This is a genomic window from Microvirgula curvata (assembly GCF_054781615.1).
In genome coordinates, this window is sequence record NZ_BAAGUB010000035.1 from 171,928 (window position 1) to 193,106 (window position 21,179).

Sequence of the window (21,179 nt, forward strand, 5' to 3'; positions counted from 1 at the left end):
ACCCAGATGACCACCGCCGTTACCACCAACCCGTACGACAAGTTCAATACGTCGAGCACGACGACCAAATCCGGTTCCAGCGCGATCCAGGACCAGTTCCTGAAACTGCTGATGGCCCAGCTGCAGTCGCAGGATCCGCTGAACCCGATGGACAACTCGCAGGTCACCAGCCAGATGGCCCAGCTGAGTACGGTCGAAGGGATCGAGAAGCTGAACACCACCATGACCTCGCTGTCGTCGGCCTATGCCGCCAGCCAGAGCTTCGCGGCCGCCGGCATGATCGGTCACGTCGCGCTGACCCCGGGGTCCGGCCTGCCGCTGACGGTCAAGACGGCCGAGGACGGCACCAAGAGCGGTTCGTCGGCCGGTGCCGTCGAGCTGCCGAACGGCGCCGATGCCGTCGTGGTGTCGGTCTACGACAGCAAGGGCAACCTGGTCGACAAGGTCAGCATGGGCGCGCAGGAAGCGGGCACCGCCCACTTCGTCTGGGACGGCAAGACCAGCGATGGCACGCAACTGGATTCCGGCAACTACACGTTCAGCGTCAGCGCCACCAAGGGCGGCGCGGCGACCACGGCGACGGCACTGGCCTATTCGCGCGTCGATGCGCTGACCTGGAAGGACGGCAATGTCCTGCTGGCACTGTCGACCGGCGAGAACGTCGATATCAGCAAGGTCCGCGAACTGATGTAAGCGGTCACGACCGTCCACGCGTTACGCATTTACCGAATATCAGGTTTACAAGGGATTCATCATGGCTTTCCAACACGGTCTGGCCGGCATCAACGCCGCGAACAATCAGCTCGGCGCCATCGGCAACAACATCGCCAACGCCTCCACCGTCGGCTACAAGGGCTCGCGTGCCGAGTTCGCCGACATGTTCGCCGCCAACTTCTACGGCGTGGCCGCGACCCAGAACGGCATCGGCGTGTCGACCACCGCGATCGCCCAGCAGTTCAAGCAGGGGGGGGTGACCACCACCGGCAACCAGCTCGACCTGGCCATTTCCGGCAACGGCTTCTTCGTCATGCAGAACGCCAATGGCACGGCCTACACCCGCAACGGCCAGTTCCAGATCGACCGCGAGGGCTACATCAACAACAATGGCGACTTCCTGATGGGCTGGGGCGTTGATTCGGCCGGCAGCGTGCTCAAGGGCTCGATGTCGCGCATGAAGGTCGATACCAGCTTGCTCGCGCCGCGTCCCAGCGACTGGAACAACAGCCCAGTCAAATTCGGCCTGAACCTTGATTCGCGCGCGACGGTGCCGACGGTGGCGTTCAATGCCGCTAACCCTACTCCAGACATGTACAACAGCACGACGTCGACACAGATTTACGACAGTCTTGGCAATCCGTTGACGCTGTCTACCTACTATGTTTACAAAGGGGCATCAGGTACCCCATCTGTAGCAAGCTGGGATGTACACGCTGAAATCACCGACCCAAATGGCATCAAGACAACCCTCACTCCTACTCCTAGCCCTGCGAAGTTGACGTTTGACAATTTAGGGAATATGGCTACCTCTGCACCGCCGCTTGACTTCGGCTCCTATTCAGGTTCATTGGGTGCTGCCAGTCTTGCTATCAAGCTGGACTTCACCGGCACCACCCAGTACGGTACAGAGTTTGCCGTCAACAGCACGACCCAGCAGGGGTATGCGCCGTCGGTGATGACCAACCTGCTGTTTGCCAAGGACGGTACGGTGACTGCGCGCTACTCGAACGGCCAGAGCAAGACGCTGGGCCAGGTCGCACTGGCGAACTTCGCCAACCAGCAGGGTCTGCAGCCGATCGGCGGCAACCGCTGGATCGAGTCGTACACGTCCGGCAACGCCGTGATCAACAAGCCGGGCAGCACCAACGTCGGCCTGATCCAGTCGCAGGCGCTGGAAGATTCGAACGTCGACATGACCGGCGAACTGGTCAACATGATTACCGCGCAGCGTTACTACCAGGCCAACGCGCAGACCATCAAGGTCGAAGACGCGCTGATGCAGACGCTGATTTCGCTGCGCTAACCGAAAAGCGGATCTGACGCATGGACAAGATGCTGTATATCGCCATGAATGGCGCCAAGCATGTGGAACTGCAACAGCAGGTCACGGCGAACAATCTGGCCAATGTGCATACGCCGGGCTTCAAGGCCGAACTCAGCGCGTTCCGCGCGCTGCCGGTCGTCGGCGACGGGACGCCGACACGGGCGTACAGCGTCGATTCGACCATCGGTCACGACAGCAGCGAAGGCGCGATGATGACCACCGGCAACGACCAGGACTTCGCCATCAAGGGGCGGGGCTGGTTTGCGGTGCAGGACTCGACCGGGCAGGAAGCCTATACCCGGGGCGGCGGTTTCGTCGTCGACGAGAACGGCATCATGCGCACGCCGCTGGGCCGGGTCATTCTTGGCGAAGGTGGCGGCCCGATCACCGTGCCGCAGAACACCAAGATCATGATCGGCGAGGACGGCACGGTGTCGTCGGTGCAGACCGACCAGACCCCGCGCACGGTGGATATCCTCGACCGCATCAAGCTGGTCGGCGAGACCAACGGCGAGTTCTACAAGGGGACCGACGGTCTGTTCCGCCGCAATGACGGCCAGCCGGCCCAGGCCGACGACGGCGTGCGGGTGCAGACCGGGGTCATCGAGCAGAGCAATGTCAGCATGGTCGACTCGCTGACCAAGATGATCAGCCATGCGCGTCACTTCGACATGAGCGTCAAGCTGATGCAGACTGCCGACCAGGACGCCCAGCGTGCCACGCAACTGATGTCCGTGAACAACTAAAACCGCTTAATACAGTGAGCGCGTCCGGCAACGGCGCGCTTGCCGGGGATTCCGATGCTACGCTCCCTCTATATTTCCAAGACCGGGATGGATTCGAGCCAGTTCAAGCTCGATGTGGTGACCAACAACCTGGCCAACACCAACACCACCGCGTTCAAGAAGGGCCGGGCGAACTTCAACGACCTGATGTACCAGGTCGTGCGCCAGCCGGGCTCGCAGAGTTCGCAGAACACCATGCTGCCGACCGGCCTGCTGGTCGGTACCGGTGCCACGCCGGTCGCGACCGAGCGGATCTTCACCCAGGGCAACCCGCAGCAGACGTCCAACAGCTTCGACCTCGACATCAACGGCCGCGGCTTCTTCAACGTCCAGCAGCCGGATGGCACCATCGCCTATACCCGCGACGGCACTTTCCACACCAACGATCAGGGCCAGCTGGTCACGTCGCTGGGCTTCCTGGTCGACCCGGCGATCACCGTGCCGCAGGGCGCACAGAACTTCTCGGTATCGAGCGACGGCATCGTGACGGTGAAAATGCCGGGCCAGACGGCGCCGCAGCAGATCGGCCAGTTGCAGATTTCGGACTTCATCAACCCGCAGGGTCTGGAGTCGATCGGCAACAACATGTATCTGGAAACCGCTGCCAGCGGCACGCCGACGACCGGCAACCCGACGGCAGATGGTCTGGGCACGATCATGCAGGGCTATCTCGAAGCCAGTAACGTCAACGTGACCGAAGAACTGATCAACATGATCGAGGCGCAGCGTTCGTACGAACTGAACTCGCGCGGCGTCAAGACCAGCGATGAAATGCTGCAGCGTCTGGCGCAGCTCTGATCCGGTTTTTTTGCGGCTGCCGCCTAAACCGGCGGGCCGGATGGTCGACAAAGCAGAGGAAGGGTTTTGCCACGCGACCCGTTCGCGTGGCCGAAACCGGCCGCCACGGGGCCTGTTCCCCGTCATGTTCCTCAATCCCGGCATCGCCGCCGGCCCGTGCACGGGCAGGAAGGCGAGGTTTGTCAGCGACTTGGAGTTGCGCGACAATCTCCGGGTTTGCCTTGTGAAGTGTATCCGAATGAACATTTGCCGCTCCCTGACCACCGGCGCCGTATGCGCGCTGCTTGCCGCGTGCGCGCTGCCGCCCGGCAGCATCGTCCAGCAACCGCTGACGGCGCGTCCGCAGCAGCAGCCGTTGTCGCGGCCGAGCAACGGCGCGATTTTCCAGGCTGCCGGCAACCGGCCGCTGTTCGAGGAAGGCATCCCGCGCCAGGTCGGCGACACGCTGACGGTGGTGATCGAGGAATCGACCACGACCAAGCAGCAGGAATCGTCGCAGGGCAGCAAGGGCGTCGACGCCAAGATGAACATCCCGGGCTTCAACCTGCCGTTCTCCAACGAGTACCTGAATCCGCTGAACACCTCCGGTTCGCTGAGCGCATCGAGCAAGGGCAGTGGCCAGGCGGCGGCGTCGTCGAGCTTCATGTCCACCATCACCGCGACGGTCATCGACGTGCTGCCGAACGGCAACCTGTCGATCAGTGGCGAAAAGCAGGTGCGCATCAACGGCGAACTCGAATTCATCCGCCTGTCCGGCGTGGTCAATCCGCGCGACATCAAGCCGTATTCGCGTGACCGTGGCCTGCAGCAGGGCTACTACATCTCGTCAACCCGCCTGGCCGACGCCCGCGTCGAGCAGCAGAACCAGGGCAACAACAACCTGTTCTCGCAGCCTGGCTGGCTGACCCGCTTCTTCCTGACCATTTCGCCGTTCTGATGACCCACGCCTCCCGCCTCCTCGCTTCCCTGTCGCTGGCGCTCATCGTGCTGGCGACCCCGGCCGTTCACGCCGAACGGCTGAAAGAAATCGCCAATATCGGCGGCATGCGCGTCAACCAGCTGGTTGGCTACGGCCTGGTCGTCGGTCTCGACGGTACAGGTGACAAGGCCAACTCGTCACCGTTCATGCGCCAGTCGATGTCGAACATGCTGAACCAGCTCGGCGTGATGGTGCCGCCGGACCAGAAGATCGACCCGAAGAACGCCGCCGCCGTGATGGTGACGGCGGTACTGCCGCCGTTTGCGCGCTCGGGCCAGCAGATCGACGTCGTCGTCAGCGCCATGGGCGATGCCAAGAGCCTGCGCGGCGGCACGCTGCTGCTGTCACCGCTGAAGGGCGCCGACGGGCAGATCTATGCCATGTCACAGGGCAATATCATGGTCGGTGGCGTCGGCGCCGGTGGCGGCGGTTCCAGTACCAAGATCAACCAGCTGAATGGTGGCCGCATCCCGAATGGCGCCACGGTCGAACGCGAAGTGCCGACCACCGTCGGTCAGAACGATATCGTTGCGGTTGAGCTGAAGACCGCCGATTTCAGCAATGCCAGCCGGGTGGTGAACGCCATCAACGGGGCGATGGGCTCGGTGGCCCGCGCCGTCGACGCCGGCCGTATCGACGTGCGGGCGCCGGCCGACCCGAATGCGCGCGTCGCCTTCCTCGGCAAGCTGGAAAACCTGGATGTGGCGATGTCGTCGCCGGTGGCCAGGGTGATCGTCAACGCGCGGACCGGATCGGTGGTGATGAACCAGACCGTGCGCGTCGAACCGTGCGCCGTCGCCCACGGCAACCTGACGGTTACCGTACAGTCGACGCCGGAAGTCAGCCAGCCGAATGCGCTGAGCCAGGGGCAGACCACCACGACCAACCAGACCAGTACCAGCATCCAGAGCGATGGCGGTCGTCTGGTCAGCGTGCCGCGCGGCACCAACCTGAACGAGATCGTGCGCGCGCTGAATGCGGTCGGCGCCACGCCGCAGGATCTGCTGTCCATCCTGCAGGCGATGAAGGCATCCGGCGCACTGCGTGCCGAACTGGAGGTGATCTGATGGCGTCGACGCCGATCAGCCAGGCCGATATCGGCCTGGCCTACGATACCCAGCGGCTGGGCAACCTGAAGGTCCTGGCCAAGGATGACCCGAAGGTCGCCGCGCGCAAGGCGGCGTCCGAATTCGAGGCGCTGTTCCTGCAGACCCTGCTGAAGACCATGCGCGAGACCCGCTTCGACGGCGAGGAGGACAGCAATGCGCTGGACACCTACCGCGGCATGGCCGACCAGCAACTGGCACAGACAATGGCCAAGGGCAGTGGCATGGGGCTTGGCGAGGCGCTGTACCAGCAGATCCTGAAGGCGTCCGGCCAGGCTGCCGATGCCGATGCGCCGGTCACGCGCAATGCCGAGCCGGTCAAGTTCAATTCGGTGATTTCGCCGCGACTGCAGGCCGCGCTGAGCCGCGCCCAGGGCGAGGAAAAGCGCTACGAACCGATGCGTGCGCTCGACGCGCTGGAAGCCCCGCTGGCCGCTCCGGTCGGCCGCGAGGACTTTGTCCAGCAGATTGCACCGCATGCGCGCCAGGCTGCCGCAAATCTCGGCGTCACGCCGAACCTGGTGGTCGCCCATGCCGCGCTGGAGTCCGGCTGGGGCAAGCGCAATATCCGCAATGCCGACGGCAGCAACAGCCACAACCTGTTCGGCATCAAGGCCGGTGGCAGCTGGCAGGGCAAGACCACCGACATCGTCACTACCGAATACGAAAACGGCTCGCCGAAGAAGAAGGTCGAACGCTTCCGTGCCTACGACAACTACGGCGAAGCGTTTGCCGACTACGCGAAACTGTTGCAGAACAATCCGCGCTACGCCGGCGCACTGAATACCGGCGCCGATGCGGTGAGTTTTGCCCGCGGCCTGGCGCGCGGCGGCTATGCCACCGACCCGGCCTACGCCGAGAAGCTGGCCCGCGTCGCGACCGGCACCCGTTCCTGATCCGCAATCCGGGTCAAGAGTGCGTTTGCGCGGTCGATAGAACAGTCATACGAGAAAGACCGAGTCCATTATGAGCCTCTTCAACATTGGTCTGTCCGGCCTGAATTCGGCTGCAGCCGGCATGAGCGTCACCGGGCAGAACATCAACGGCATGAACGTCGCTGGTTACACCCGCAAGGACATCATCCAGCAGACCCTGTACCCGCAATCGGCTGGCTATGGCTATCCGGGCAACGGCGTGCAGGTGACCGATGTGCGCCGGGTGTACGACGGCTTTCTCAACAAGCAGGTGCAGACGGCGACCTCGGCGAGCAACTATTACAGCAGCAAGCTCAGCTACCTGAACCAGCTCGATTCCACGCTGGCGAACTCGTCGACCGGCGTGTCCAGCCAGCTGCAGACCTTTTTCAGCGCGATCCAGACCCTGGCGACCGACCCGAACTCGGTGCCGTCGCGGCAGGCGATGCTCGACCAGGCGTCGTCGATGGTCAACAGCTTCAAGGCCGCCAATGACCGGATCGAGGAATTGCGCAATGGCGTGAATACCGAGGTCAAGTCGTCGGTTACCCAGATCAATGCGCTGGCCAAGCAGATTGCGTCGCTGAACCAGCAGATCAGCCAGCTGTGGCAGGGCGATACCCAGCAGCCGCTGGACCTGATCGACCAGCGCGACCAGGCGATCACCGAACTGAACAAGTACGTGAAAGCCTCGTCGGTGCCGAGTGACAGCGGCAAGGTCAACGTGTTCATCGGCAGCGGCCAGAGCATGGTGCTCGGCGGGACCCCGTTCGAGCTGCAGGTGATGCCGGGCTCGGGCAAGGATCTGCAGATCGGCTACAAGGATGGTTCGCCCCTGCCGTCCGACCTGCTGACCGGCGGCTCGCTCGGCGGCGCGCTCAGCGTGCGCAAGACGCTGGTGCAGTCGCAGGAAGAGCTCGGCGCCACGGCGCTCGGCATGGCGATCAACTTCAACAATCAGCAGAAGGCCGGTCTGGACAAGAATGGTGCCCAGGGTACCGACATGTTCACGCTGAACTTCAATTTCCCGCCGTGGAGTGCGGCGACGCCGGCTGCCAACGCGGCGCTGCTCGACAGCTACAGCAAGACGTTCGCCAATGGCGGCATGGATGATGCGACCCGCTCGGCCTTCGAGAGCGACGCGATCAACGCGCTGTCGCTGGCCATTACCCAGCCGGACAAGATTGCTGCCGCATCGCCGCTGAAGGCCACCGGCACGACCGGCGCCGCCACGGTCAGCGCCACCTCGATCAGCCGCGCCACCGCCCAGGACAACACCCTGGCCGACGACCTGATGGCCGGCGTCGCCTCGCTGACCATCAACTACACGGCGACCGGTCTGAGCATCTCCGCGCCGGCGGGCTACAGCGGCTATACCGTTGTCGCCCGCCCGGGCGTGACCGGCGGCTACAAGATCATGAGCAACGGCACCCCGCCCGAGGAGACCGGCGTCAACCTCACCATGAACGGCACACTGGCCGGTGGCGGGACGTTCCAGCTCGGCAAGAACACCAGCTTTACCGAGAAAGCCGACAACAGCAACCTGCTGGAGTTCACCAACCTGCAGACCGCCAACCTGGTGCAGGGCACGAATGGCAGCGCTACCGGCACCATGACCCTTCAGGGCGCGCTGGGCCAGACGGTGACCTCGGTCGGCAGCATCACCAATGAAACCAAGGTCATGAACGATGCGCAAACCAACTCGCTGAAGCAGGTGACGCTGGCGCGGGAAAGCGTATCCGGCGTGAACCTGGATGAAGAAACCATCAATCTGCTCAAGTACCAGCAGGCCTATCAGGCATCCGGCAAGGTGATCCAGACCGCCGGGACGCTGTTCGACACCATCCTGAATGCGGTCGGCGGCTAATAGCGGGAGCTAATGAATCATGCGTATCAGTACGGCAACCAACTATATTCTCGGTGGCAGCAACGTCAGCTACCAGCAGGCGCTGCAGAGCCAGATGCAGACCCAACTGTCGACCATGAAGCGGGTCAACACGCCGTCCGATGATCCGGTCGCGGCCTCACGCATTCTCGACATCCGTCAGGCTGACGGGCGCAACGAGCAGTTCATCAAGAACACCAATGCCGCCGATTCGGCGCTGAGTTTCAGCGACGAAGCGATGCAGTCGACTACCGAACTGATTTCGCAGATCAAGACGCTGGCGATCCAGGCCGGCAGCGGCCAGAACAGCGCGGCCAACCTGAAGCAGATCGACGCCCAGCTGCAGGGCATGTTCGGCCAGCTGATCGGCGCGTCCAACCAGGTCGACGGCAATGGTCAGTACCTGTTCTCCGGCACCAACTCGACCACGCCGCCGTATGTGTCGCAGCAAGTGTCCAATACCAGCGGCAGCATGACCTGGGACAGCTGGAACGTCACCTATAACGGCAATGACGGCCAGAAGACCATTCCGATCTCCTCCACGCGGCAGGTGCCGGTGACCGATACCGGTCCGAGCGTGTTCGGCTCGGTAGGCGGCGGCAGCCTGTTTGATGCGGTCAATACCCTGCACAAGGCCCTGCAGCTCGGCACCGACACCCCGGGCTACAACTTCACGGCCGACCTGCAGAGCGCCATTGGCGGCCTGGACAGCGCGATGACCCGGGTGACCACGGCCAATGCCGCTGTCGGTTCGCGGATGAATGAAACCGAGGCGACCCGCAATGGCAACGGCGACCTGTCGCTTGCTTATGCCGCGACGCTGAGCAAGCTCGAAGACCTCGACCTGCCGAAGGCGGTCAGCGACATGGCCATGGCTCAGCTGGCCCTGCAGGGCTCGATGGCGGCGTTCACCAAGACCCAGGGCCTGTCGCTGCTGAATTACCTGTAATCCCGCCCGGGATTGCCATCAGAAAAACCGGCCGCCATGGCCGGTTTTTTCATGCCTGTCTCAGGCGCTGGCCGTCGGTCGTGTGCCTGCCAGTGCACCACCGACGATCAGCAGCCCGCCAGCCAGTGCCCAGCTGTCCAGCGTGCCGCCACCGGCCAGCACCAGGATGACCGTGGACAGCAGCGGCGTCAGGAAGGCCATCAGGCCCATCTCGCGGGCGTCGCCGGTTTTCATCGCCTTGTCCCACAGGAAGAAGGCGCCGCCCATCGGCCCGGCGCCGAGCAGCAGGATCCAGGGCAGATCGCCAGCCTGCAGCGGCGTGGCCGGTTCGAGCAGAAAGTGGCAGCTCAGCGACAGCAGGCCGGACACCAGGCAGAACCCGCCGACCGCCGCGGTCGGGAACGGCGGCACCCGGCGCGTCAGCAGCGAATAGCTGGCCCACAGCAGCGCGGCAAAAGCGGCGGCGCCATATCCACCCAGATAACTGCTATCGAATCCGGCATGCCCTTTGCTGACGACCAGCATGGCACCGACAAAGCCGGTGGCGGCCGCCAGCAGATGGCGGCGGGTCAGCCGGGTGCCAGGCAGCAGCAGCGGCGCCAGCAGCACGATCAGCAGCGGCCACAGGTAGTTCAGCAGATTGGCTTCGACCGGCGGTGCATTGCGGAAGGCAACGAACAGGAAAAAGTGGTAGCCGAACAGGCCGGCGACGCCGATGGCGAAGGTCGAGGCCGGCACCCGCCACTGACGGAGGGTCGGCAGCGTGATCAGGCCGGCGAAGGTCAGCGTGGCACCGACCAGCAGGAACGGCGGCAGATGAGCGAGCTTGACGCCCAGGGCGGCAAGAGATGCCCAGATCAGGATCGCGGCGGCGGCATACAGTCGGGCGGATCGGTTCTGCATGGGATTGGACAGTGGATATGACGGCCGCCCAGCGTAGCGGCAATGGGCTGTCATCCGCAATAGCGACACAAACATACAGTCTCTAGTTGCGCATGTCTTATTCAAACGTCAATACTGCTGTCCACCGCACAGGACGCGGCCGTTTTCGCTGCCCGGCCGTGCCCGTGCCATAAAACCCATAACAAATCAGGGAGAAACGCCGATGTATCCACTCAACCGTTTACGCATCGGTGGCAAGTTGATCGTCGTGCAGATGTTGCTGCTGGCGGTGCTGATCGGTGCGGCGGTCGCCGTCCTGTCGGTGCAGATGGACCGCCTGCTGCTGCGCCGCTCCGGCGAAGTGCAGACCCAGCTGGTCAGCGACGCACTGAACATGATCGATGCCTATCACCGGGCGCTGAAGCTGTCGGCCCAGCAATTCGACCGCGCGTTCCAGAGCGAGCTGTCCGGCGTGTTTGCGCTGAGTGGCCAGGCGGTGGCACTGCCCGCTGGCGGTCAGGCGCCGGGTCTGACCCTGGGCGGCCATCTGCTGAACAACCAGAGCGAGCAGGTTGACCGCTTTCTGCTGCGCACCGGCAATGTGTCGACCATTTATGTGCGCGACGGTGACGATTTCGTATCGGTGTCGACCTCGTTGCTGAAGGACGATGGCGGCCGTGCGCTCGGTGAAAAAATGCCGCATGGCGATCCGGCCTGGCGTCGTCTGCTCGACGGCTCGCCGTATGTCGGCCAGGACGCGTTCTACGGCAAGCCGTACATCACCAGCTACAACCCGCTGCGCGACGGCAGCGGCAAGGTCATCGGTGCGACCCAGGTCGGCATCGACGTCAATCTCGGCATGTCCGAACTGCTGGCCCGCATCCGCAAGGTCAGGATAGGCGACAGCGGCATGCTGGCCATTATTGACGCCGGCGAAGACAGGCAGCGCGGCCACTTCCTGCAGCATCCGACGCGGATGGGCGAATCCGCGCTCGGCGACAAGGATGTCGACGGCCAGCCGGTCTACGCCCCGCTGCTGGGCAAGGACGGTGAAACCCGTGTCACGCTGGCCGAGGGGGGCGAGCATCTGGTGCGCTACGCCAGCTATCCGGACTGGCACTGGACGCTGGTCAGCATGGAGCGGGTCGATGAGCTGGCCGCCGACAACCGGGCCATGCTCGGCTGGGTGGCCGGCGGTGCGCTGGTCATGCTGCTGCTGGTCGGTCTGTCGGTTGCACTGTCGGCACGTTTCCTGGTCACCCGCCCGGTACGCCAGCTGGTCGATGCCGTGGCAAAAATGGGGGCCGAGCGCAATCTGGGCCAGCGGCTGCCGGAGTCGCGACGCGACGAGATCGGTGACATTGCCCGGGCTCTGAACGGCCTGCTCGGGTCGTTCCGCCAGGCTGTGGTGGCGACGCATCAGGGCACCGGGGAAATGAGCACGGCCGTGCACGGCATGGCCGACAATGCCGAGCAGCTGGCTCGGGGGGCCGGGGAGCAGAACGACGCCGCACAGGCGATGTCCGCCGCCGTCAGCCAGCTGAATGCCGACAACGACACCATCTGCGGCGAGACCAGCCGAGCGATGGGGGCGTCGCGTGCGGCGGCTGATGCGGCCGTATCCGGTCAGACGGCGATCGACACTGCCGTGGCCGAGGTCGGCCGCATCGCCGAGGCACTGGGCAATGCCACCACCACCATCGAAGGGCTGGAGGCGCGTGGACAGGAGATCCGCTCCATCGTCGAAGTGATTCGCGACATTGCCGACCAGACCAATCTGCTGGCGCTGAATGCGGCGATCGAGGCAGCGCGCGCCGGTGAGCAGGGACGCGGCTTTGCCGTGGTTGCCGACGAGGTACGCAAGCTGGCCGAACGATCGGGTCAGGCGACGGTGGAAATCGGACGCATGATTGCCGCGATCCAGCAGTCGGCCGAAGAGGCCGCCGGTGTGATGCGCCAGTCGGTGCGTCAGGTCGAGAGCGGGGTGCAGACCACGCACGGGGTGGGCGAGACCATGAACGCCATCCGTGCCCAGGTGGTGGGCGTGGCGGAGATCATCGACCATATCAACGCCTGCCTGGACCAGCAGTCACAGACCACGCGCAATATCGGTACCCGTATCGACAGTGTGGTGCGCATGGCGGGCGAGAACGATGCCGCTGCGGCCTACACCGCGAGCACCGCGCGGCAACTGGAACGGCTGGCCGCCGACCTGCGCTCGGAAGTCGAACAGTTTCGCGTCTAGCATGAAGGCAGGCCGGGCCGGGTGCATGGCGGGCCCGGTTTGCCTGTTTGTGCGGCAGATCGCTGCCCGTGGCCTTGAAATGCCCGAAAACCCTACCCATGTATCGGTCATCCGTTGTTGAAAGGGGCAGTCATGCGTTTTGACAAACTCACAACCAAATTCCAGCAGGCGATCGCCGACGCGCAAAGTCTGGCGCTCGCCAATGACAATCCGGCCATCGAGCCGGTCCACCTGTTCGCCGCCATGCTCGACGATGCCGACAGCGGCGCGGTCAGCCTGCTGGCGCGTGCCGGCGTCAACGTCGGCGCGCTGAAGCCGGCGCTGAAGGACGCGATGGCGCGCCTGCCGAAGGTCAGCGGCAACGATGGCGAAGTCACGGTCGGCCGCGATCTGGGCAACCTGCTGAACCTGACCGACAAGGCCGCCATGCAGCGCGGCGACCAGTTCATCGCCAGCGAGCTGTTCCTGCTGGCCCTGGCGGACGACAAGGGCGAGGCCGGCCGGCTGCTGAAGCAGTTCGGCGGCCAGAAAGCGGCGCTGGTCGCCGCCGTCGACGCAGTGCGCGGTGGCGAGAATGTCGGCAGCCAGGATGCCGAAGGCAAGCGCGAGGCGCTGGCCAAGTACACGATGGACCTGACCGAACGCGCGCGCGAAGGCAAGCTCGACCCGGTGATCGGTCGCGACGATGAAATCCGCCGTGCCATCCAGGTGCTGCAGCGGCGTACCAAGAACAACCCGGTACTGATCGGCGAGCCGGGCGTCGGCAAGACCGCCATCGTCGAGGGGCTGGCCCAGCGCATCGTCAATGGCGAAGTGCCGGAGTCGCTGAAGAACAAGCGCCTGCTGGTGCTCGACCTGGCCTCGCTGCTGGCCGGCGCCAAGTACCGCGGCGAGTTCGAGGAGCGGCTGAAGAGCGTGCTGGAGGAACTGTCGAAGGATGAAGGCAATACGCTGATCTTTATCGACGAGATCCACACCCTGGTCGGCGCCGGCAAGGCGGAAGGGGCGATGGATGCCGGCAACATGCTGAAGCCGGCGCTGGCGCGCGGCGAACTGCACTGCCTCGGCGCCACCACGCTGGACGAATATCGCAAGTACATCGAGAAAGATGCCGCGCTGGAGCGCCGCTTCCAGAAGGTCATGGTCAACGAGCCGTCGGTGGAGGACACCATCGCCATCCTGCGCGGTCTGCAGGAAAAGTATGAAATCCACCATGGCGTCGACATTACCGACCCGGCCATCGTCGCGGCGGCCGAGCTGTCGCACCGCTATATCACCGACCGCTTCCTGCCGGACAAGGCCATCGACCTGATCGACGAGGCGGCGAGCCGGATCAAGATGGAAATCGACTCCAAGCCGGAATCGATGGACAAGCTCGACCGGCGGCTGATCCAGCTGAAGATCGAACGCGAGGCGGTCAAGAAGGAAACCGACGAGGCCTCGAAGAAGCGCCTGCAGCTGATCGAGGAAGAAATCGACAGGCTGAGCAAGGAATATTCCGACCTCGAGGAAATCTGGAAGGCGGAAAAGGCCCAGGTGGTCGGCACCCAGTCGATCAAGGACGAACTGGACAAGCTGCGCAACCAGATCGAGGATGCCAAGCGCCGTGGCGATTTTGGCCAGGCCAGCGAGCTGCAGTACGGCAAGCTGCCGGAGCTGGAGTCGCGGCTGAAAGCGGCGGAAAAGGGCGAGGGCAGCCTGCAGCGGCCAAACCAGTTGCTGCGGACCCAGGTTGGCGCGGAGGAAATCGCCGAGGTGGTCAGCCGGGCGACCGGCATCCCGGTCAGCAAGATGCTGGAAGGGGAGCGCGACAAACTGCTGCGGATGGAAGACGTGCTGCATACCCGCGTGGTCGGCCAGCATGAGGCGGTGCGGGCGGTGTCCGACGCGATCCGCCGTTCGCGCTCGGGTCTGTCCGATCCGGACCGGCCGTATGGCTCGTTCCTGTTCCTCGGCCCGACCGGTGTCGGCAAGACCGAACTGTGCAAGGCGCTGGCCTCGTTCCTGTTCGACAGCGAGGATCACCTGATCCGCATCGACATGTCCGAGTACATGGAGAAGCATTCGGTCGCCCGCCTGATCGGTGCGCCACCGGGATATGTCGGTTACGAAGAGGGGGGCTACCTGACCGAACAGGTCCGCCGCAAGCCGTACAGCGTGATCCTGCTCGACGAAATCGAGAAGGCGCACCCGGACGTGTTCAACATCCTGCTGCAGGTGCTGGATGATGGCCGGCTGACCGATGGCCAGGGCCGGACTGTCGACTTCAAGAACACCGTGATCGTGATGACGTCGAACGTTGGCAGCCAGCAGATCCAGGCGATGGAGCAGGACGACTACGAGCTGATCAAGCTGGCGGTGATGGCCGAGGTGAAGACCTATTTCCGCCCCGAGTTCATCAACCGCATCGACGAGGTCGTCGTGTTCCACGGGCTGGATTCCAGCCAGATCAAGTCGATCGCCGGCATCCAGCTGAAGCTGCTGGAACGCCGTCTGGCGAAGCTGGACCTGAACCTGCAGGTGACCGACGCCGCACTGGCCTTGATCGCCGAAGCCGGCTTCGACCCGGTATACGGGGCGCGACCGCTGAAGCGGGCCATCCAGAGCGAGATCGAAAACCCGCTGGCAAAAGCGATCCTGGCCGGCAAGTACCTGCCGGAAGCGGTGATCGTGGTCGACGCGAAGGACGGCAAGCTGCACTTCGACTGAAGTGGCGCGGATGCCACGGATTTTGTCCGTGGCATCCGCCGCTCTTGCGCCGGATTTGTCACCGCGGGAAGAAGCCGTCTAGACTCATCGTGCGGTCGGGTTGTCCGCGACGGTTTCATTCCACAAGGAGAGAATCATGCGTGTATTTGTCAGCCTGGTGCCCGATGAAGGCTGGGACCTGTAAGGGGGCGCCTGGCGGATGTCTTCCTCCCGGGCGACGGATGTCGCACTTTACCTTGGCGAAACCCTCGGCTTCTGGCTCCATACAGGAGCCGTTTTCCTGTCCGCCGTGGCCACGGCCGGCCTGTGCCTGTACGCCGCGCGTCAATTGCGGCTGCTGAGAATCCAGTCCGACCGCAACGAGGTCCAGGCGCGGCGCCGGGCCACGGTCGATGTGGTGATCAACGAAAACCGTGATGCGGAGCTGAAAGCGGCGCGTGCCGTTTTTGCCGGCATGCATGAGGATCAGGTGAATTTCACCCCGTTTGCCTGCCGGGACCTGGTCGACCATGCGGAGCAGAACCGGACGATCCTGGCGGTGCTGAACCAGTATGAATTCATTGCCGCCGGCATCCGGGAGGGCGCCTTCGATGAAGGGGTGTACAAGCGGATGAAGCGCTCGCTGCTGATTCGCGACTGGGACGCCCTGGCCCCGTATGTGGTCGAGCTTCGCCGCCAGAGCCGTCGCAACCGGCTGTTTGCCGAAATGGAGTGGCTGGCGAACCGCTGGCGGGATGAGCCGGTCACCGATCCGCCGCATGGCGGCGCCTGCTGCCAGTCCGTCTGAGGGCGCCGCCTTTTCCTGTACAAAGGCGGCGCAGTCTTCAGCCTACCCGGCGCATGCACACATCGACGATCAGCCCCGGCAGTTGCAGTGCCCGCCGCGAAGCGGTGTTGATCACCAGCGGAGCGGACAGGTTTGCCTTCAGCGGCGCCAGTGCCGGATGCGTTGCCTGCTGCACGTCCTTGTAGACCATGACCAGCACCACGGCATCCTCGGCCCGTTCGAGCTGCAGCGCGTCGCGCTCGTTTTCCAGATCCAGTTCGTAGCGGATGCCGAAGCAGGCCGGATCGGTCAGGCTGAACGTGACCGCCGGATTGTCGAGTGACTGCATCCAGTACACATGGCGCGACGTGTCGTCGGTCCCTTCGTCATGGAACAGCTTGAAGCGCGTGCAGTCCTCCAGCCCGGCCAGCGGGGCGGCCAGGGTGAGGACGGAATGCTCGTCGATGTCGACCTGGCCGAGAAGTTGGGAATGGAACAGCATGGCAAGCTCCTGAGTCGTCGTGGATGAAGGTAAATCAGCGTGCAAGCAGATCGGCGATGCGGGCTGCCGGAATGGTGAATTGTGGCATGCCATAAGCGTACGCGGCGACTTCATACTGCCCGAACGCCAGTACCAGATCGCCGGCGGGCGAGAACCAGAATGGTTGCTGCGCATTCAGGTCCCGCGGCATTTCGAACGGCTGCCAGTCGGCCGGCATCTCTGGCGCCTTCTTGCGTTCATCGGCGTTGCGGGCCCGGATCTGAAGCGCCAGTTCGCCCATCACGCGCGGCTTCCACTGCACACCGGGTTTGAACAGGCCGGGCAGGCTGACCGGTGCGCCGGTGCTGCTGTCGAAGTGACGGGTGGCCAGATTGCCGTTGCCGTGCGCACCGCCGGTATAGCTCCACGACACCAGACTGACGCTGACCAGTCCGCGCGGATTGGGCCTGGCGGTGTAGTCATACAGGAATTCGTCCGGCGTGCCCCGGCCGTTGCGGCCGGCAGGCTCGGCGCGATAGTCATGGCGGACGGCAGCGATATCGGCGCGCAGCGGCAGTTCAAGCGCCTGGTTGATGCGCTGTCGTGTGCTGTCGCTCAGGCCGATGACGCGCGGAATCCGCGCATCGAGTTTCAGGGCGCGGGTGCGGAGGGTGACGGAATCGGTAACCAGCCGCCATGCCGGCCTGGCGGGGGACACCCTGTTTGCTGGCGGGGCAGCGGGAGTGGCGGCATGGAGAACGGACGGTGCAAGCAGGCACAGCAGTGTCGCAGCGGCAACGCCGGGCAGAGACCCGGCGGGACGGTTTGCCCGGCAGCGTGGCGCACGGGAAAACGGTATCGGCATGATTTCAGGGTCAGTGTGCAGCAAAACGGCATTGTCCCATGCAATCGTGAACGCCGACAGGCTGCGCGCCAGGCGGTCTCGGCTACAATCGTGGTCCTGCTCACCCTGAGACCGCGCGCGAGCGGGCCGGCCTGATCCGGCATCCGCCTCGCGGCTGATCCCCGCCTGATGAAAACACTGATGTTGCGCCTGTCCCGCCTGCCCAGACTGTTGCTGGTGCTGGCCTTTCTCGTCGGCACGCTGCTGTTCGGCTTCAGCGGCGCGGCCCTGCAGACCCCCGAGTGGGGCGCCTGGCGCGTGTTCGCGCTGCCGGCCATGGCCGCGGGCTTTCTGCTGCAGGCCGTGTCGCTGGTGGCACTGCTCGGCCGGCGCGGCTAAACCCCTGTTTGCGTACGGGTTTTTGCCGGGCTGCGCTTGACGCCTGCGCGCCTGGCGCGGATACTCCGCGCGATCGAGCCGGCCCGCAAGCCTTGCGGGCCTTGTCTTTTCTGCCGTTTTCGCCGTTTCCCGCCATGACCACCAACGCTCCCGAACTGTTGCTGCCCGCCGGCAACCTCGCCAAGATGCGCGCTGCCTACGATTTCGGCGCCGATGCCGTGTACGCCGGCCAGCCGCGCTACTCGCTGCGCGCGCGCAACAACGAATTCAAGCTGGACGAACTCAGGCAGGGGATCGATGAAGCGCATGCACGCGGCAAGCTGTTCTTTGTCGCCAGCAATATCCTGCCGCACAACGCCAAGCTCAAAACCTATATGGCCGACATGGAGCCGGTCATTGCCATGAAGCCGGACGCCCTGATCATGGCCGATCCGGGCCTGATCATGATGGTGCGCGAGAAATGGCCGGAGGTGCCGATCCATCTGTCGGTGCAGGCCAATACCACCAATCTGATGGGCGTGAAGTTCTGGCAGAAAATGGGTCTGACCCGGGTCATCCTGTCGCGTGAGCTGAGTCTCGACGAAATCGCCGAGATCCGCCAGGCCTGCCCGGACATGGAACTGGAAGTCTTCGTTCACGGTGCACTGTGCATCGCCTACTCGGGACGCTGCCTGCTGTCCGGCTATTTCAATCATCGCGACCCGAACCAGGGCACCTGTACCAATGCCTGTCGCTGGGACTACAAGATGCACGATACCCGCGACGACGACGCCGGCGACGTGCAGCGCATCCAGTTCGATTTCGGCCAGGCCATGGACGAGGCAAACCGGAACTTCGCCGCCTGCGGCGGGGCCGAGCGCCACCCGCTGGCCGATCGCACCTATCTGATCGAAGAGGGCAGCCGTCCCGGCGAACTGATGCCGATCATTGAGGACGAGCACGGCACCTACATCATGAATTCCAAGGATCTGCGCGCCATCGAGCAGGTCGAGAAACTGGTGAAGATCGGCGTCGATTCACTGAAAATCGAAGGCCGCACCAAATCGGTCTATTACGTGTCGCGCACGGCCCAGGCCTATCGCAAGGCCATCGACGATGCGGCGGCCGGCCGGCCGTTCGACCTGTCGCTGCTGGCCGACCTCGATGGCCTGGCCAATCGCGGCTATACCCCGGGCTTCCTCGAACGCCACCAGACCCAGGATTACCAGAACTACCTGACCGGCCATTCGCAGGCGAAGAAAAGCCAGTACGTGGGCGAAGTGCTGGAGATCGCGGCCGACGGCCGTGCGCTGGTCGACGTAAAGAACCGCTTCGCCGTCGGCGACCGGATCGAGATCGTTCATCGGGCCGGCAACCGCACGCTGACCATCACCGCGCTGCACAAGGACGATGGCAGCCCGCTCGACGTGGCCGCCGGCAACGGCATCCGCGTCTGGATGGATCTCGGCGGCCCGGCTGATGGCGCGCTGATCGTCCGCCTGTTCGACTGAATGGTGGCCGGCGTCCGGCCGCGGTAAGCTGGGTGCCGGTTTTTCCGGAGTGCCCGCCATGACCCCCGTCCTGTCCATCCGCCGCTACGATGCGGAAGTGCGCGTGCACGACCATGATCACACCCAGCTGGTGTTTGGCCTCCGTGGTGGCCTGCGGCTGGAACTCGACGGGCACGGCGGCTGCGTCGGCGAGCGCCAGGCGGCGGTCATCCCGCCCGCCTGCCGCCACGCCTATGCCGGCGACGGACTGTGTCTGGTGGCCGATCTGCCGGCCGACGCCATCTGGCTCGGTGCCGCGCTCGGGCCGGAAGCCGATGCCGGCCAGCGCCTGCTCGACCAGCCGCGCGTGCTGTCACTGCCGGCCGGGCTCGACGGTCTGGTGCGCTGGCTGTCGACCCAGCCACTGCACGACAGCACTCTCGGCAGCCATGCCGCCGCCCTGCTGCTGTCCGGCCTGAGCCGGCCGGCCGAGGCGCCGGGTGCGCTGCCGCTGGCGGCCATTGACGCCCATATCGACCGTTGTGCGGCGCGACCGCTGCAGGTTGCCGATCTGGCCCGTCTGGCCGGGCTGTCGGTGTCGCGCCTGCATCAGCGCTTTCTGACCGAAACCGGACTGACGCCGATGGACTATGTGCGCCGCCACCGGCTGGCGCTGGCCATCGACCTGCTGCAGCAGACGACACTGGCGGTCGGAGAGGTCGCCGCCCGGGTCGGCTACGCGTCGCAAAGCGCGTTTACCGCCGCACTGGTACGCGCGCATGGCCTGACGCCGCGCGATATCCGCCGACGCGAGTCTGCCGGCAAACGACAATAGTGGCGCGACAGACCGACCGGCCGTACCCGCACTAGACTGGCCGTTTCCCGTTCCGGAAGCCTTGCCATGACGCCCCGCCTTGCTTTGTCGATGCTGCATGTCGCCGCGCTGCTGTTCGGTCTGACCGGCATCTTCGGCAAACTGGTGGCCGCTCCGGCCGTGGTCATTGTCTGCGGCCGCGCGCTGTTTGCGCTGCTGGCACTGGCACCCGCTTCGGTCTGGGCCGGCCAGCGGCCGTGGCAGAACGTGTCGCGGCGCAGCCTGGCCTGGCTGGCGCTCGGCGGCGTGTTGCTGGCCGGACACTGGCTGACCTTTTTCCATGCAGTACAGACCGGGGGCGTGGCACTGGCCACACTCGGTTTCGCCAGTTTTCCGGCGCTGGTCGTGCTGCTGGAAGGATTGCTGTTCCGTGAGCGCATCCGTCGTGACGAGATGGCCGTGGTCGCCGTGGTGACCTTCGGCCTGATCCTGGTCACGCCGTCGTTCGAGGCCGGCAGCGGGCTGGCGGGGCTGGCCTGGGGCGTGCTGTCCGGCTTGCTGTTTGCGCTGCTGTCACTCAGCAACCGGGTGATCGCGGCACGTGTCGCGCCGCTGGTGGTGGCGTGGTGGCAGAACTGCGCCGTGCTGCTGTGCGTGCTGCCGTTTGCCGCGACCGGCCTGCCGGCGCTGGGCGCGGCCGACTGGCTGTGGCTGGCGCTGCTCGGCGTGCTGTGCACCGGGCTGGCCCACGGTCTGTTCGTCACCAGCCTGGCGGTGCTGAATGCGCGCACGGCCGCTGCCATCTTTGCGCTGGAACCGGTTTACGGCATCGCCATTGCCTGGTGGCTGTTCGGCGAAACACCGACTGTACGCATGCTGATCGGCGGCGGGCTGATCGTGGCCGCCATCGTGCTGTCGGCGCAGCGGCAGGCAAAGCGGCGCGAGTCCGCGGCCATCGCCGCCACACTGCAATGATGGCGTATTCGCTACCGCCAGACTGCTCATGAAGGTGGGCAGCAACGGTCTCAGTCGTTTTTCGCGGGGGGATTGACGGACAGTCTGACGGCATATTCATCGCCGCGGATCCGGCCCTATTGAAAACGGGGTCTTCCG

General features: G+C 64.6%; 19 protein-coding genes. 16 read left to right on the top strand and 3 right to left on the bottom strand.

Annotated features, from left to right (window positions below):
* The first annotated feature begins 6 nt into the window (after nt 1–6).
* From ACYVG8_RS15760 to flgL, 9 genes are all read left to right on the top strand, one after another.
* On the top strand, nt 7–693 hold the full coding sequence (locus ACYVG8_RS15760; RefSeq protein ID WP_028498052.1) for a flagellar hook assembly protein FlgD: 687 nt from the start codon (nt 7–9) through the stop codon (nt 691–693).
* Nucleotides 694–754: 61 nt separating this feature from the next.
* On the top strand, nt 755–2,020 hold the full coding sequence (gene flgE / locus ACYVG8_RS15765) for a flagellar hook protein FlgE (RefSeq protein WP_460746261.1): 1,266 nt from the start codon (nt 755–757) through the stop codon (nt 2,018–2,020).
* Between the two features lie 20 nt (nt 2,021–2,040).
* Entirely contained in the window at nt 2,041–2,787 is a 747-nt protein-coding gene (flgF, locus tag ACYVG8_RS15770; protein WP_028498050.1) for a flagellar basal-body rod protein FlgF, read from the top strand.
* A 54-nt stretch (nt 2,788–2,841) separates the two neighbouring features.
* Nucleotides 2,842–3,624 (top strand): flagellar basal-body rod protein FlgG, encoded by a 783-nt coding sequence (flgG, locus tag ACYVG8_RS15775; protein WP_028498049.1) that lies wholly within the window; start codon nt 2,842–2,844, stop codon nt 3,622–3,624.
* Between the two features lie 238 nt (nt 3,625–3,862).
* A complete protein-coding gene (locus ACYVG8_RS15780; protein WP_028498048.1) occupies nt 3,863–4,561 on the top strand; it encodes a flagellar basal body L-ring protein FlgH in 699 nt (232 codons plus the stop codon).
* Nucleotides 4,561–5,670 carry a flagellar basal body P-ring protein FlgI gene (locus ACYVG8_RS15785; protein ID WP_460746264.1) on the top strand — a complete coding sequence of 370 codons (1,110 nt, stop codon included), beginning with the start codon at nt 4,561–4,563 and terminating at the stop codon, nt 5,668–5,670. Before ACYVG8_RS15780 ends, ACYVG8_RS15785 begins: the two co-directional genes overlap by 1 nt.
* On the top strand, nt 5,670–6,605 hold the full coding sequence (flgJ, locus tag ACYVG8_RS15790) for a flagellar assembly peptidoglycan hydrolase FlgJ (protein ID WP_107888808.1): 936 nt from the start codon (nt 5,670–5,672) through the stop codon (nt 6,603–6,605). Before ACYVG8_RS15785 ends, flgJ begins: the two co-directional genes overlap by 1 nt.
* 70 nt (nt 6,606–6,675) lie before the next feature.
* On the top strand, nt 6,676–8,490 hold the full coding sequence (flgK, locus tag ACYVG8_RS15795) for a flagellar hook-associated protein FlgK (RefSeq protein WP_460746265.1): 1,815 nt from the start codon (nt 6,676–6,678) through the stop codon (nt 8,488–8,490).
* Nucleotides 8,491–8,509: 19 nt separating this feature from the next.
* On the top strand, nt 8,510–9,457 hold the full coding sequence (gene flgL / locus ACYVG8_RS15800) for a flagellar hook-associated protein FlgL (protein ID WP_460746266.1): 948 nt from the start codon (nt 8,510–8,512) through the stop codon (nt 9,455–9,457).
* A gap of 60 nt (nt 9,458–9,517) precedes the next feature.
* Here flgL and ACYVG8_RS15805 read toward each other — a convergent pair whose 3' ends face one another.
* Nucleotides 9,518–10,360 (bottom strand): DMT family transporter, encoded by an 843-nt coding sequence (locus ACYVG8_RS15805; protein ID WP_036385088.1) that lies wholly within the window; start codon nt 10,358–10,360, stop codon nt 9,518–9,520.
* 202 nt (nt 10,361–10,562) lie between these two features.
* Between ACYVG8_RS15805 and ACYVG8_RS15810 the strand changes: the two genes are divergently transcribed.
* The 3 genes from ACYVG8_RS15810 to ACYVG8_RS15820 all read left to right on the top strand — a co-directional run bounded on the left by ACYVG8_RS15810 (nt 10,563) and on the right by ACYVG8_RS15820 (nt 16,080).
* On the top strand, nt 10,563–12,584 hold the full coding sequence (locus ACYVG8_RS15810; RefSeq protein ID WP_028498042.1) for a methyl-accepting chemotaxis protein: 2,022 nt from the start codon (nt 10,563–10,565) through the stop codon (nt 12,582–12,584).
* A gap of 132 nt (nt 12,585–12,716) precedes the next feature.
* Entirely contained in the window at nt 12,717–15,293 is a 2,577-nt protein-coding gene (gene clpB / locus ACYVG8_RS15815) for an ATP-dependent chaperone ClpB (RefSeq protein WP_028498041.1), read from the top strand.
* Nucleotides 15,294–15,492: 199 nt separating this feature from the next.
* Nucleotides 15,493–16,080, top strand: a complete 588-nt coding sequence (locus ACYVG8_RS15820; RefSeq protein WP_084299787.1) for a DUF4760 domain-containing protein — start codon at nt 15,493–15,495, stop codon at nt 16,078–16,080.
* A 37-nt stretch (nt 16,081–16,117) separates the two neighbouring features.
* Here the strand turns inward: ACYVG8_RS15820 and fliW are convergent, their stop codons facing one another.
* Both fliW and ACYVG8_RS15830 read right to left on the bottom strand, forming a co-directional pair.
* The gene (fliW, locus tag ACYVG8_RS15825; RefSeq protein ID WP_028498040.1) at nt 16,118–16,561 is read right to left on the bottom strand and encodes a flagellar assembly protein FliW; all 444 of its coding nucleotides are present in this window, start codon (nt 16,559–16,561) and stop codon (nt 16,118–16,120) included.
* Nucleotides 16,562–16,595: 34 nt separating this feature from the next.
* Nucleotides 16,596–17,258 (bottom strand): DUF3298 and DUF4163 domain-containing protein, encoded by a 663-nt coding sequence (locus tag ACYVG8_RS15830; RefSeq protein ID WP_281660691.1) that lies wholly within the window; start codon nt 17,256–17,258, stop codon nt 16,596–16,598.
* A 315-nt stretch (nt 17,259–17,573) separates the two neighbouring features.
* Between ACYVG8_RS15830 and ACYVG8_RS15835 the strand changes: the two genes are divergently transcribed.
* The 4 genes from ACYVG8_RS15835 (at nt 17,574) to ACYVG8_RS15850 (ending at nt 21,041) form a co-directional block, all read left to right on the top strand.
* Nucleotides 17,574–17,783 carry a hypothetical protein gene (locus tag ACYVG8_RS15835; protein WP_028498038.1) on the top strand — a complete coding sequence of 70 codons (210 nt, stop codon included), beginning with the start codon at nt 17,574–17,576 and terminating at the stop codon, nt 17,781–17,783.
* Nucleotides 17,784–17,917: 134 nt separating this feature from the next.
* Entirely contained in the window at nt 17,918–19,273 is a 1,356-nt protein-coding gene (trhP, locus tag ACYVG8_RS15840) for a prephenate-dependent tRNA uridine(34) hydroxylase TrhP (RefSeq protein WP_460746268.1), read from the top strand.
* A 58-nt stretch (nt 19,274–19,331) separates the two neighbouring features.
* Nucleotides 19,332–20,087, top strand: a complete 756-nt coding sequence (locus ACYVG8_RS15845) for a helix-turn-helix transcriptional regulator (RefSeq protein ID WP_028498036.1) — start codon at nt 19,332–19,334, stop codon at nt 20,085–20,087.
* 66 nt (nt 20,088–20,153) lie between these two features.
* Nucleotides 20,154–21,041 (top strand): DMT family transporter, encoded by an 888-nt coding sequence (locus ACYVG8_RS15850; protein ID WP_028498035.1) that lies wholly within the window; start codon nt 20,154–20,156, stop codon nt 21,039–21,041.
* The last annotated feature ends 138 nt before the right edge of the window (nt 21,042–21,179 follow it).

Coding starts and splice junctions, on each gene's coding strand:
- clpB (WP_028498041.1), top strand. CDS start 12,717: ATGCGTTTTGACAAACTCACAACCAAATTCCAGCAGGCGATCGCCGAC.
- fliW (WP_028498040.1), bottom strand. CDS start 16,561: ATGCTGTTCCATTCCCAACTTCTCGGCCAGGTCGACATCGACGAGCAT.
- ACYVG8_RS15805 (WP_036385088.1), bottom strand. CDS start 10,360: ATGCAGAACCGATCCGCCCGACTGTATGCCGCCGCCGCGATCCTGATC.
- flgE (WP_460746261.1), top strand. CDS start 755: ATGGCTTTCCAACACGGTCTGGCCGGCATCAACGCCGCGAACAATCAG.
- ACYVG8_RS15835 (WP_028498038.1), top strand. CDS start 17,574: ATGAAAACACTGATGTTGCGCCTGTCCCGCCTGCCCAGACTGTTGCTG.
- trhP (WP_460746268.1), top strand. CDS start 17,918: ATGACCACCAACGCTCCCGAACTGTTGCTGCCCGCCGGCAACCTCGCC.
- ACYVG8_RS15820 (WP_084299787.1), top strand. CDS start 15,493: ATGTCTTCCTCCCGGGCGACGGATGTCGCACTTTACCTTGGCGAAACC.
- flgJ (WP_107888808.1), top strand. CDS start 5,670: ATGGCGTCGACGCCGATCAGCCAGGCCGATATCGGCCTGGCCTACGAT.
- flgG (WP_028498049.1), top strand. CDS start 2,842: ATGCTACGCTCCCTCTATATTTCCAAGACCGGGATGGATTCGAGCCAG.
- flgK (WP_460746265.1), top strand. CDS start 6,676: ATGAGCCTCTTCAACATTGGTCTGTCCGGCCTGAATTCGGCTGCAGCC.
- flgL (WP_460746266.1), top strand. CDS start 8,510: ATGCGTATCAGTACGGCAACCAACTATATTCTCGGTGGCAGCAACGTC.
- flgF (WP_028498050.1), top strand. CDS start 2,041: ATGGACAAGATGCTGTATATCGCCATGAATGGCGCCAAGCATGTGGAA.
- ACYVG8_RS15785 (WP_460746264.1), top strand. CDS start 4,561: ATGACCCACGCCTCCCGCCTCCTCGCTTCCCTGTCGCTGGCGCTCATC.
- ACYVG8_RS15780 (WP_028498048.1), top strand. CDS start 3,863: ATGAACATTTGCCGCTCCCTGACCACCGGCGCCGTATGCGCGCTGCTT.
- ACYVG8_RS15810 (WP_028498042.1), top strand. CDS start 10,563: ATGTATCCACTCAACCGTTTACGCATCGGTGGCAAGTTGATCGTCGTG.
- ACYVG8_RS15845 (WP_028498036.1), top strand. CDS start 19,332: ATGACCCCCGTCCTGTCCATCCGCCGCTACGATGCGGAAGTGCGCGTG.
- ACYVG8_RS15760 (WP_028498052.1), top strand. CDS start 7: ATGACCACCGCCGTTACCACCAACCCGTACGACAAGTTCAATACGTCG.
- ACYVG8_RS15850 (WP_028498035.1), top strand. CDS start 20,154: ATGACGCCCCGCCTTGCTTTGTCGATGCTGCATGTCGCCGCGCTGCTG.